This is a genomic window from Nitrospira sp. CMX1 (assembly GCF_054902215.1).
On sequence record NZ_JBUBKD010000011.1, the window covers coordinates 321,757 to 333,891 of the forward strand.

Annotated in this window: 10 protein-coding genes; all 10 read right to left on the minus strand. The window is 56.2% G+C overall.

The annotated features are described in order from the left end of the window. Nucleotides 1–224 precede the first annotated feature (224 nt). The 10 genes from ACYX34_RS03530 to ACYX34_RS03575 all read right to left on the minus strand — a co-directional run bounded on the left by ACYX34_RS03530 (nt 225) and on the right by ACYX34_RS03575 (nt 11,956). Complete coding sequence (locus tag ACYX34_RS03530; RefSeq protein ID WP_462075173.1) at nt 225–1,373, minus strand: ABC transporter permease; 1,149 nt, start codon at nt 1,371–1,373, stop codon at nt 225–227. A gap of 43 nt (nt 1,374–1,416) precedes the next feature. Continuing rightward, on the minus strand, nt 1,417–2,583 hold the full coding sequence (locus tag ACYX34_RS03535) for an ABC transporter permease (RefSeq protein ID WP_462075174.1): 1,167 nt from the start codon (nt 2,581–2,583) through the stop codon (nt 1,417–1,419). Next, on the minus strand, nt 2,580–3,263 hold the full coding sequence (locus ACYX34_RS03540) for an ABC transporter ATP-binding protein (RefSeq protein WP_462075175.1): 684 nt from the start codon (nt 3,261–3,263) through the stop codon (nt 2,580–2,582). The genes ACYX34_RS03535 and ACYX34_RS03540 overlap by 4 nt, the downstream gene beginning before the upstream one ends. Before the next feature lie 11 nt (nt 3,264–3,274). Continuing rightward, entirely contained in the window at nt 3,275–4,540 is a 1,266-nt protein-coding gene (locus ACYX34_RS03545; protein WP_462075176.1) for an efflux RND transporter periplasmic adaptor subunit, read from the minus strand. A 248-nt stretch (nt 4,541–4,788) separates the two neighbouring features. Then, nucleotides 4,789–5,184: a hypothetical protein gene (locus ACYX34_RS03550; RefSeq protein WP_462075177.1), complete on the minus strand. Its 396-nt coding sequence runs from the start codon at nt 5,182–5,184 to the stop codon at nt 4,789–4,791. Between the two features lie 70 nt (nt 5,185–5,254). Continuing rightward, nucleotides 5,255–6,409, minus strand: coding sequence for a PepSY-associated TM helix domain-containing protein (locus tag ACYX34_RS03555; protein WP_462075178.1), 1,155 nt, complete (start codon nt 6,407–6,409; stop codon nt 5,255–5,257). A gap of 81 nt (nt 6,410–6,490) precedes the next feature. Then, entirely contained in the window at nt 6,491–8,719 is a 2,229-nt protein-coding gene (locus tag ACYX34_RS03560; RefSeq protein ID WP_462075179.1) for a TonB-dependent receptor, read from the minus strand. Between the two features lie 143 nt (nt 8,720–8,862). After that, nucleotides 8,863–9,192, minus strand: coding sequence for a hypothetical protein (locus tag ACYX34_RS03565; RefSeq protein ID WP_462075180.1), 330 nt, complete (start codon nt 9,190–9,192; stop codon nt 8,863–8,865). An 804-nt stretch (nt 9,193–9,996) separates the two neighbouring features. Further along, nucleotides 9,997–10,245 (minus strand): helix-turn-helix domain-containing protein, encoded by a 249-nt coding sequence (locus tag ACYX34_RS03570; protein WP_462075181.1) that lies wholly within the window; start codon nt 10,243–10,245, stop codon nt 9,997–9,999. A 232-nt stretch (nt 10,246–10,477) separates the two neighbouring features. After that, on the minus strand, nt 10,478–11,956 hold the full coding sequence (locus tag ACYX34_RS03575) for a winged helix-turn-helix transcriptional regulator (RefSeq protein ID WP_462075182.1): 1,479 nt from the start codon (nt 11,954–11,956) through the stop codon (nt 10,478–10,480). Nucleotides 11,957–12,135: the final 179 nt, after the last annotated feature.

Below are 12,135 nucleotides of genomic sequence, written 5' to 3' on the forward strand. Positions count from 1 at the left end.
AGAGGCACAGCCGGCGGCGAGCATAATCAGCGCCAGATACACAACGACCGTCAAACACGCGACCGAACTGCCTGGATAAGCGAACCGATGAGCCGTCATAGTATTTCTTTTCACGCTCTATACATACGCGATTTCCTGTTTTGCGTCCACCGACGGATGCTCAGGTTGCTACACAATCTTTCACCCTCTTTCATCATATTCCCCACGCCAAAACAATTTCTCCACTAGATAGTGCGTTCGCCCAATGCCTGCACGATGTCCAGACTTGCCGCGCGAGCAGCTGGAAAAAACCCTGCGACCACACTCATGATCAAGGCAAATCCCACCCCCTGCACGATCATCAGTGACGTCAAGCGAAACCGAAACGCGAGTTCGGACATGGAATCCATATTCAAGGTGGAGACCGTCACGAACTGAAGCCCGGAGGCTGCGATCACCCCGATCACTCCACCGATAAGACCCAACCCTGCAGATTCTGTGAGAAACGCCTGAAGAATTTCACGCCGCGTAAACCCCAATGTCCGTAAGGTGCCAATTTCCGTCGTCCGCTGGGCGACGGAAGCCGACATGGTCATGGTGGCCCCCAAGACGGCACCAACACTGAACACTGACGTGAGGAAAAGGCCGGTGACACGGATCATCCGCGCGAGAGTCTTGGCTTTTTCCTCATAGAACTCCGGTTCGCGCCTCACCGTCACGCGAAAACGTGGATCCTCTTCGATGCGGCCCTTGAATGGACCCAGCAAGGTGGGGTTTGTCAGGCGGACCGTCATCGAGGTGAATGCCGTTCGATGGAAGGTCATCATGAATTGCTCGACATCGCCCCATACTTCCGATTCGAACCCGCTGCCATCGGCTTCAAAAATGCCGACCACTGTCCATTCTCGCTGGCCAAAGCGAAGAGACCGACCGAGGCTTGCCATGGGAAACTGCGCAGCGACCTGCTTACCGACGATAACCTCCGTAGTACCGGGCGCCCACAGACGACCGTGTGTCAATCGGACCTTTGGTCTCACGAGCAGTGACTCGTGAGACGTTCCTCGCAACACAAGACTGGCCAGACTGTTGGTGCCCGGCTTCACGAGTGTGAGCTGAAGCCCCAATTCGTTCACAGCCAGAGTGCGTCCATCGTCGGCCAGACGTACCTCCGGCTCTGAAGCGAGCACCTTCGTGTGCTCGCGTGAAACCTGGCTGTCGATTTCCGAAAGCGCCCCCTTTCTCAGAATAATCGCATTGTTGGGATCGCCCGTACTGGTAAGGGTATGCTCCAACCCGTGGGCCAGCATCAAGACGCCCAGAAACACAAATACGACCAGGCCCAACCCAATGACAGTGAGTCCCGCTGTTACACGACGAGCCCACAGATTTTTCATCGTGTATGAAGCCGACAAAATCATTCATGCACCCTGCCCGAGGCTAACCGATGTGATGCAATCCTTTCAGCACGGACATTCGCGAGATCCTCATGATGGGCCACACCGAGGCGAGAATGCCCACGGCGGCCATCATGCCGGAACAGAGCCAAATCGTTTCACCGGTGATCTCATAAGTCGGCACATAGCCGTCAAAGCCCACCATGAGCGCATACAGGTACGATGCTGGGACCAGCAGACCCAAGCCGACTAGACCTCCCGCTAATGCCAGCAATAAAGATTCTCCGAGGATCAGCACACAGAAATGTCGAGTCCGGAACCCGATCGTCTTCAATACACCATACTCTTTGGTCCGTTCACGTATGGACATCGTCAGGACGTTGGCCAACACAAGGAGGGCGATCACATTCATGCATGCGGAGACGGCTTCCAATCCATGCAACAGAGCACTGGATCGTGCGATCCAGCCCGCTATGTAGGCTTGTTCGAGCTGTGTACGTGTTTCAGCGACAGAATTCGAAAATGCCGCATCGATGACAGTGGCTACCATCGATGCTCCGTTCTTCAAGTCCGCACGAATGACAAACCAACCTACTTGATCGGCGCGGTCGGGTTCCGTCGTCTTGAGCTGCTCGTTGAGATATTCCCAGTGGAAATACATCTCTTGATCCGAGAAAACCTTCGTATTGGTGCTCTCATAAATGCCACGCACGATGAACTCCCACTGCCCGCTATAAGCCACGCCGGTCAGCGGAATCACATCCCCGAGTTTCCAGCCATAGCGCTCCGCCAATTTGTTTCCTACGATGCAGCTTCGTCGATCGCGAATGAAGGCCAACCGATGCTCCTCCGAGAGGACAATTTCCGGATAGGTCGACAACAGCGTCACCGCCGGTTCGGCGAAGGTGCCGAACGTCTGCTTGGGATCTTTATAAATTCCACCGACCCACACGCCATAGTGCACCGACTGTACGCCGGGCAAGACGGCTATCCGATCTTTGTAGGCAAGCGGCAACCGGAGCGATTCTGCCATGGCATGCACGGTCACCAGCCGGTTCTTGGTCGTCTCACTCGTCGCAGCTTGCCATTGACTGAGCGTGAGACACACCAGCCCAAAAGCCAACACCACCATGGCCAACCCCCCGACCGCCAAACTGCTTCGCAAGGGTCGCCGCTTTGTATTTCTGACGATCAGGCGCCACAATGTCATGATGGAGATTCCAGCACACCTTTTTCTAAATGCCTCACCGTTTGCGCCCGCTCGGCTGCGCGAGGGTCGTGCGTCACCATCACGATCGTCTTCCTCAATTCTGCGTGCAGGCGACCGAAGAGGGTCAGAATATTCTCGGCTGAATCGCGATCCAGATTTCCCGTCGGCTCATCGGCCAAAATCACCGTCGGATCCGCGACGATGGCGCGGGCCAACCCCACCCGCTGTTCCTGGCCACCGGAAAGCTGCCGTGGATAGTGGTCCATGCGATCTTGTAAACCCACGAGTCGCAGGGCTGTCTTGACATGCTCGGCCCGTTCCCTCCTCGACAGATGCGTGAGCAATAATGGAAGTTCAACATTCTCGGCAGCCGTCAGCACCGGAATGAGATTATAGGATTGAAACACATAGCCGATATGCCGAGCACGCCATCGCGCCATCGCGCTGTCCGACAATCCGTCCAGTGCCGTGCCCGCGACCATCACCGTCCCGCTCGTCGGCCGATCGATCCCCGCCATGAGATTCAAAAGCGTGCTTTTCCCCGATCCTGATGGACCCATGACGGCAAGGAACGTCCCCGTCGGGATCGTAAACGACAAGTCCTGCAGAACGGAGACCTCTTGCCCTGCGCGGTAATACGCCTTAGTAATATGCTGAAAACTTACGACTGGCTCGTTCACGTCCGATGCTCCTACAGCGCGAGCTTGACAGCCGAGACTGCCATTCCGGCACGCAAATCGTTCGGAGGCATGACGATCACTTCGTCAGTCGGCGAAAATTGGCCATGCACATGCGTGAGTGTGCCGACCGTTTGGCCGGTTTGTATCGGAATTTCCGTGGCCACACCATTCCGCACAACCAGCACCACCTTGCGCTGGTCCAGAGTGACGACAGCGGTTGCCGGAACGCCCCAATCATCAGGACCTAATCGCGGAGAAGTGGAACTGGTATCGAACATGACCTTCGCGCTCAACTCGACACGAACTCGCTCATCAAGGTCGAGAAGACGCACCCGGGTTAACACCGTCGCTTTGGTCTTATCAGCGATGGGCATGACCTGAACCACTTCTCCGCGGTACCGATGTCCCGGTACGGAATCGAGCTGGATTTCGGCCGGCTGTCCAGCTTGAACTCGATAGACCATGGATTCCGACACTTCGGCATCGACCACGACGGAAGTTGGATCGACAATGGTCGCCACGGACCCGCCGGATCGAACCGTCGCCGTCATGGGCGAGACCACTTCGCCCACTTCCGCCAACTTCTTTACAACGATCCCGTCGAACGGCGCTCTGATATTCGTATTCTCCCTTTGCACTTCCGCAGCACGCAGTTCAGCCTCTGCGGCACCCACCGCCGCTTCTGCCGATCGTACGGCCGCTCGAGCCCGACGAAGCCTTGCCTCAGCCATATCGTACTCGGCCTTGGTAACAAAGGACTTCTCCAGCAAAGCCTGTGCTCGTTCGTAGTTTGCCGTTGCGTCCTGCAATTCGGGCTCGGCTGCGCCGAGCTGCGCCTGGGCAACCTTGATTCTCGCCTTCATTTGCAAGACCAATGCATCGATATCCGAATGCTCCAAACGGGCAATGACCTGCCCTTCATTCACTCGGTCTCCAACCTTGACACCTAAATATTCCAGCCGTCCCGTCCCCTTGGAAGCGATCAACGCCTGTCGTTGCGCCACGACATACCCCGTGGCGGCAAGCGTCGTCGCTCCGCTCGATGGCATGCGCACTAGGGATCCTACTTCGACCTTCGGCTTCGATCCGAGGACCGCCCAGTAACAGCCTGCGGCCAACAGGCTCAGAACTGCGATCAACCCGACCCATCGAAAGAGACCTCCACCGGATCGCGCGGGTTGGGCTGGATGGCGCTGAATCGCCAGACTTTCTAAATCAGCATCGCGCACATTGCGTGAATGCGATTCCGGCACCTGTGATGACGGTTGGGTGGACATCGTTCCTCCTTAATCAGTCAACAACCCCGCGACCGTTCGGCTCAGAGAAGACTGTGAGTGTCATTCGGTTCGCTCAGAAAATATGCGAGCCAGCTGATATGTCATCATGAACCATGCGGCTCGACCCATCACCGACTGAGAAGGTCATGAATGAGGAACCGCACTCATCTGAAGGCAGCATTGAAGTCACCCTTATTCAGCCCTCAGGGGCTGTCAGTCAGAGGACTATCCAACGCTGGAAAATAACATTAAGAGGAAATTCGAGGCGGCCCACGTCCATGGGCGATAATCGGCAACCGATCCGCATAGGAGATGGCTAAGAACACGACAGGGACAAAGAGCCATACGAGAACCGGGAGGCGGGGAATCTCCGGAAGGATATAGGCCGTATCATCCTGGGTCACCGTGCAAGCCCATTGAATGAGAGGCGTGGCTTCAACCCTTCCATGATGGCAAGGATTTTGATCGCCCCCGGCATGCAGGTGAAAACTGCGCGTCTGCGGCGTTTCGAAGTCCAAAAAACATGTATAACAGAAAAATCCAGCGGCGAGACGGATGACGATCAGAAGACAGGCAACCCACCAGATCGCAGGAATTCGCACCATCAACTCACGAAGGCGCATGACTTGAAATCCGCGAGTCATCGGGGCCACCAGTGAAAAGGAGTGTTATTGTACGAAAGCGAATCTGCCATTGTCTATCGACCTCTCTTCGCTATCGACGGCGGCGACTGCCCAACCAAACAAGGATGCCGGTGACGTACAGCATGGAAGGGATAAGGCCGACTACGCAGATCAGGATGCGGCCTGGAAGACCGAAGGCCTGCCCTGTGTGAAGCGGAAAGAGCCAGCCGAGCACATGGTCTCCCATACTCGCCCCCTGCGGTCCCTGGATGCGCACCACAGCTCCACTGTACTGGTCGATGCTGACCTGGCTTTTCCAGACGGTGCCCGTGTCAAGGGTGACAAGGTAAACCCCGTGCTCGTCCGCAGGGAACTCGATCGCCGTGGGCCGCGAGCCGGGAAGCGTCACCACTCCGATCTCAACGGCCCTCTTCGCGCTGATGGGTATCACATCGCTTGTCGGTCGAGATGCGGGTGGCGCTGCATCGAGATCTGTCACAGGAGAGAGCACATTCACGCCTTGGTCGATGATCTGCACCCATGGCTCATACAGGTGAATCGCGGTGAACAGCGACAAGACGAGAAACCCACCGGCATACACGCCAACGACTTTGTGCAATTCGTAGTTGAGGCGCTTTCCACGAGCACCGCGTCTGATCATGAACGCCAATCGCCAGGTACCCTGGTTTGGCCACCAGAGATAGTAGCCAATCAGGATCGATATCAACAGCAGGACACTCCCGAAACTCAGTAGATGATTGCCAATCAGGACACTCCCTTCATTCAGCCACAGAGATGTATGAAGCTGAATGAGCGCGCTCATCAACGGCCCTCCCCACGGTCGCTGCTGACTATTCCACAGTCGAGAGCCTGTGACTTCTCCGCTGCAGGGCTTCACGAATAGGGTATAGATATCGTCCCAATCAGCCCCATGAGTCGGAATCCAGTACCATGCCGACAGCAAGGGACGCTCGTGTTCCGGAAAGTTGAGCGAGACGAGCCGACCGTTTGGCGGCATCTTCGCCCGAACGGCGGTGTCGAGGTCATCCACAGATCGATACTCCGCCTCTGTGCACGCGCCCTCGGGTGCGAGCAGTTCAGGGTTCAAAGCCGCATCGATCGGCTGCCAGAACACGATGAGACTGCCGGTCAGCCCGGCAATCGACAGCACGAACCCGAACACCCACCCCACATACAGATGGACCTTGACGAACACTTTTCGTAAATGTGCGTTGCTTCGTCCCATTGCTTACCCCTTCACCACATCGGTACCGGTCCGACCGGGCAACCCGCCGGACGACACCGGCAGGTTTCGTTCCTGGTCGCCTCAATAGGCGACCGAATATCCGATCGTGGCCGTGGCACCTCTCCCGGCCCAGAAAAAACTATTAAAGGCCCCCTGAGAGAGCTGATTGAAGGGCGCAACATATCGCTGATTCAGGAGATTCTCGATACCGACTCGCAGCGTGCCCGGCCCGACTTTCACGGTGCTGACAAGGTCGACGAGAAAATAGTCCGTCATCGGAGCGGCATCGGCGGTGGGATCCGCACCGGTTAAAAACGCCTCATAGGATCGGCTTCGGGCACCAGAGTATAGGACCTGCACCCGATTTCGCCATTGCCACTGGGGCACCGTCATGTGCTCGATATAACCCGTGATCTTCTGTGGTTGAATGCTGAATCCGTTCATCGGCACCCGGATGTCGGGATTAAAGGCGATCGTCTGGTCACCCTCCACGAACGTGTAGGTGCCCCCCATGCGCCAATTGTCAAATGGTTGTATATCGATCGTGGCCTCGACCCCGTAGGTGGTCTGCGGCGCCCGCGTGAGCTGGTTCGTATCCAGATCGAAGTTGACCCCCAGCGATGACTTGGAGTAAAAACCGGACATGGAGACCTGCACCTTGCTCCACTTACCACGCACCCCCAACTCATAGTTCGTCACACGCTGCGGTCGTAAATCCGTGAGCCGAGTCACCGTACCTGGCCTGATTGCCGAATCGATCGCGCCGACCGGAACATTGAAACCTTGGCTGAAATTGAAGAATGCATCGACCGGCTCGATGACATGGTAGACGAAGCCGGCGTTGAAGACCGTGGCATCGAACCGAAGCAAACTCGCTGGCAGAACTTCTCCATCACTCCTCGTAAAGTCGCTGCTCGCAATCTCAAGACGCTCGTAGCGGACTCCTCCACGCACGACGAGCGCAGAAAGCGGCGTCCACTCTCCTTGGGCGAATCCCGCAAGCGAATCAAAGACCCGTGAGGGCGCCGTGGGTCGTTGACCGATTTTGCGAAAGATTCGTCCGCCTGAAGTATCGAAGACTCCGAGATCATAGAGGCTCTGCATCGAATCGCCATGCTGACTTGAGAAGTCCATGCCGTAGGTGACTTGTGGCTTTCCATAGATAGGAATCGGCGTCGTGAGATCGACCCGTGTCCCGATAACATCCGTTTGCGGTGACGATTGAGTGACCTCCGTCCCTCCAACTGATCGCTCATCAAATGTCGGGAACCTGGTCTCCTGCCTCCGATAGTACCCTTGGATATGCACGCGGGTGTCGAGCAAGAGATGCGGATGGCTATAGTCCACGCTGATCTGTGTATTCTTCAGCCTAGGTTGATCGTTCAGCGCCATTCCGGAAATGAATCGGGCGGTCGTCGGGAGACGCCCATCCAGCGATGGATCGGACATATGGTTGGTGTGCTGTTCGCTCTCCTTCCTGTTGAAGCTCAGTTGAAGTCGATGTTCACCGAACGTTGCCCCGAACTTTCCCAAAATGTTGTAGCCCCTGGTATCCGCAAACCCACCGACCCCGTTAGTCCCCGGCATGGTCCGGTGTCCGCCGTCATCGAACATGCCCCCTTGATAGTTGAAGGTGCCGACGACGTTATAGTCGAACCAGTCCTTGCGGCCCTGGATACCCTGCGTCACGTTCGCACCTAACCCCCGGAGAATGCGAGTCAGGCTGGCGCTGCCTTGCATATCGGTATAGAAATTCATCTTTCCCTCGCCCGGCTGTTTGGTGATGATATTGATGAGTCCTCCGGTTCCACCGTTGCCGTAGATCGCCGTCGCCCCGCGCACGATTTCGATGCGCTCGATGGCGGCGGGATCGATGTGGTTCAGATCGAATTGCACGGTCGGGCTACTCAGTTGCGGAACCCCATCGATCAACACGTTGATCTCCCGTCCCCGGATCTTCTGACTCGTTTGTGAATCAAACGACCCGTCGTTCATCGACATGCCGGGCACCAGCTTCGGCAGAATCTGTCCCAAGCTGCGCGCCGGCGAGACCGCGATCTGCTGTTGGATTTGTTGCTCCGTGACAACGGTCACCGATTGGTTCAAGCTGCCGAGCGACGAGGGCGCCCGCGTCGCAGAGACGAATACTTCCGGAGCGGCCAGCTCTTGTGACTCCTCCACTTGTTGACCCTCCATCGCGTCCGGCACCTTTGGTTCTTCGGCTCGCCCGATTGCCACTGAACAGAAGATAATGAGGCTGATCACCCCATATCTGACACTGGCCAAAACCATATCGATCCACATCCCCATGACCACTGCACTCCTTTCACCATTCATAATTACGTCCGGATCACCCACCACGACGACGGCACCGTCCCGTTCTTCTGTAAAAAGAAGCAGATCGAGACCGTAGGGTCGGTTCGTCGTTTGGCTAGAACCTGTCTGTGGGAATGCTACAGAGGGAAGCGAGGAGGCCCGCGGCTGACGGCGGCGATCAGGGAGGTACTTTTTGAGGGCGACGGCACCTCAGCGTACGGCAGGAACACCGATATGATGAGCGGTAGGCGCGGAATATCCGGCAGGACAAACGCGTCATCATCCTGAGTCACGGAACAGGCCCATGCTGTCAGCGGGTTCGGCTCAGGCCTGCCATGATGGCAGGGATCGTAATCCTCCCCGTTATGAAGATGGAAGGATCGTACGGTTGGCTCTTCAGTCGGATATGTGCAGCTCATGCAGACATACCCGGCCACGAGGTGAATACCGACGAGCAGGCAGGCCATGATGCCCAACAGGCGAGATGTCTGATTGGACTGACGAGGGGACCGCATAAAGAGAAGCGCGTTATACACGAAACAACCCACTGGAAAACGTTTCAGCCACTGTATGAAACTGCCAAGAGGGCTGTCTACTGATGCTTGCTCACGGATGCTACGGATCAGCCTGGGGCAAAGCACGTAGGTACAACGATAACCCTACGAAGCCGTATGTTTACCAGAATTCGCTAGCATTGAACTACTGACGGCTGCTTATGGATACAGCAGATACGAACGCATGATGATTCTCCCGGGAGCTTTGTAGCTTAATCATCTCAAGGCTTACTTGGTGGAACCTGAGGCTGCGGATCTCAAACGTCGCCGCCGATGGTGGGTTACGTCACGATCAACCGTTATGTCAATATGATTTCATAGGTCTGCAGCAGTCGAAAACTGCGCAGAGTCCACGCGCCCAGAGCTCGCTAGATCTTGCTGTCCTTTCACACCATTTGTTCATTGTTGAAGTCTTGACGACATCCGTGTATGGCTCTAATCCGTACGGCATAGAGCAACTCTGCTTCCGATAACGCCAGACCTTCAGCGCTCTAGCGCGGATGATCCTGTGCAACCGGGAGTAGCCGTTTAACCGCCCTGCACACATCTTATTAGTTTGCCCTTCTATCGAAGGCGCTTCTGATCAATTTGACCGGCGGGATTCTGCTAGACGCGAGGACCAGTGGTCGGTATGGTCAACCAGGCAAAGTATGGGATTAATTCACACAACCTCAGTCACCGTAAAACGAATCAGCCGGTGATTTCCGGTATCAGACCTCATGAGCGCAGTTTTCTTTTCGTTGGGTGTCGTTCGGTCGAAGTGCTCCGTAAAGAACGCCGCGTATCTTCTCGCTCTACCTTGGCCCTTTCGACCAGCTCGTTCACCGAGGTGCGAAACACCCGCAGGCTTCCTTGGCCAATCTTGGTGCCCCGCAATCGGCCCTCATCGATCCACCGATAGATCGTCCATTTACTGACTTGAAGCACCTTGGCGGCTTCCTGAATACGTAGCAACAGGGGTTCCATTGTTCTCGATCCTGATCAAAGGCACCACTCCGCGTGCAAGTTGACCGATGTCACCGGCATTCCACTACTTCATGATCTGGGCACGGCAGCGCCGCCCGTCTCCCTTGACTCGATTCACGACTTGAGTAAGCTGATTCGCCGTTGTCTTCTCCTTAGTCCGGTCCAGAAGAGGTGCATCCGTACTTGGATCATGCAGGAGGCTATGACCATTGAGAGAAATTACAGAGATGCTCTATCCGGCCAACGCAGCACGGCTGAAATGCCTCGCTGTCTCCGGTGTTCGTGACATTCTGCCTGAACGCCGACGTGCGATCGACTTCACGGTGGAAACTCGATGTGACGACGGCTGGCACTGCGGAGGATTATTGTCGCTTTGCGATTGAAGGTTACCGGCGGATCGCAATCCTGCAGTTCTCCCGGCAACCAATGGATAGGCCGTCCGGCCCACCGCATCCTTGAATGAAGGCTCACCGGGCTCCATCGACTTGAGCTTGAAACCGACCCCCTTGATGGTCAGGAGCTGGCACCGCCGATCCGGATCGCGATCCAGCTGTTGTCGAAGCGCATGAACGTGTACATCCAATGTGTGTTCCCCGATGGCAAATTGCGGTCCCCATACGCGATCGACCAATTCGCTTCGGCTGAACACTCTCGACGGCGCCTCCATCAGCATTTTGAGAATGGCGAAGGGTTTCGCGGAGAGCAAAAGCTGCTGTCCGGCAATGGTCACCTTGTGGTGATCGGCATCTAAATGTACGGCACCCACCTGGTACACGGCGCGACTGGTGACAGCGTACCCGGCTCGTCGAAGATAGGCACCGACTTTGGCAGTGAAGAGTCTCTGCCCATCTCGAAAATCATGGATGCCGTCGGCTCCACGCTCAAGATCGGAGATGCCATGCTCATCGGTATACTCACTGCCGACCGGAATCAGTGTCATGATCGGAGTGTGCGTGAGCGCAGGATGTGTGCGAAGCATATCCCACGCACTCACACGGTGATCCACCAACACGACGGTCGGCGACTGATGCTCGGCGAGCCTCAGCGCTTCCTCAACCGTCATCACGAAGCGTATCGTACATCCGACTCGATTCAATGACTCTCGAATTCCATTGATGAATACAAGATCCGGCGATAGGAGAAACATGCACGTGGATACGACCGCCGACGATTCGTCCGGCTGTGCGCTGCTCTCACATTCCGACCTCACACCGGAAGGCCGTTCTCGGAAGAACACCCCGAGCAACCCTAGGACCGCAGGTACAAAGAGCATCGCCGATGGGGGAGAAGCCGAAACCGGCTGCATGCGCGACGTACTTCCCCATTCGTCTCCTCCGACAGCCGACGACCACACACTCCACGGCGGGGTCCGCTCGAAAAGAGAGAGGGTGAGTCCGAACAAACTTGTTGAGAACCATTCAATCTTTCGCTCCTGCATGGACAACTTCTTCTCATCGGCAATTATGTTGCAGCACAACACCATGACGTCATGAAGCATATCCGCAGCATCTGAAGGCGTAAGAGTGACTCCTTGGATCGTGGTTTCTTCTAAAATGCGCCTCTCAACGTTCCTCGCGCTGACCTCGGTAACGGAGAGAAGGGATCCATCATCGTCACCACCGGGCGGCAACATGACGGCCTGCACCCCATTCGCCCCTGTAAGGGAGACGACCATCACAAGTATTAGAGAGAACTTATGCACCCATCGCATGGGATTCCTCAACCATCTGGCATCCTGCGCTTCCTCAACTCTATTCATGTACAAGTTCACAGGAATGCCGCGGGAGAAAGGAGGGAACGAGCCCGGATTTTCCACCCCAAAAAGATGTTGCGCCTCAAAAAACCGTTTTCTTCCGGCGCAGCCATCTTACCCCACTCCCCCCCCCCCCA

Excerpts from the sequence above, each read along its gene's own strand:
- ACYX34_RS03530 (WP_462075173.1), bottom strand. The coding sequence starts at position 1,373 with ATGAAAAATCTGTGGGCTCGTCGTGTAACAGCGGGACTCACTGTCATT.
- ACYX34_RS03535 (WP_462075174.1), bottom strand. The coding sequence starts at position 2,583 with ATGACATTGTGGCGCCTGATCGTCAGAAATACAAAGCGGCGACCCTTG.
- ACYX34_RS03545 (WP_462075176.1), bottom strand. The coding sequence starts at position 4,540 with ATGTCCACCCAACCGTCATCACAGGTGCCGGAATCGCATTCACGCAAT.
- ACYX34_RS03550 (WP_462075177.1), bottom strand. The coding sequence starts at position 5,184 with ATGACTCGCGGATTTCAAGTCATGCGCCTTCGTGAGTTGATGGTGCGA.
- ACYX34_RS03555 (WP_462075178.1), bottom strand. The coding sequence starts at position 6,409 with ATGGGACGAAGCAACGCACATTTACGAAAAGTGTTCGTCAAGGTCCAT.
- ACYX34_RS03560 (WP_462075179.1), bottom strand. The coding sequence starts at position 8,719 with ATGGGGATGTGGATCGATATGGTTTTGGCCAGTGTCAGATATGGGGTG.
- ACYX34_RS03565 (WP_462075180.1), bottom strand. The coding sequence starts at position 9,192 with ATGGCCTGCCTGCTCGTCGGTATTCACCTCGTGGCCGGGTATGTCTGC.
- ACYX34_RS03570 (WP_462075181.1), bottom strand. The coding sequence starts at position 10,245 with ATGGAACCCCTGTTGCTACGTATTCAGGAAGCCGCCAAGGTGCTTCAA.
- ACYX34_RS03575 (WP_462075182.1), bottom strand. The coding sequence starts at position 11,956 with ATGCGATGGGTGCATAAGTTCTCTCTAATACTTGTGATGGTCGTCTCC.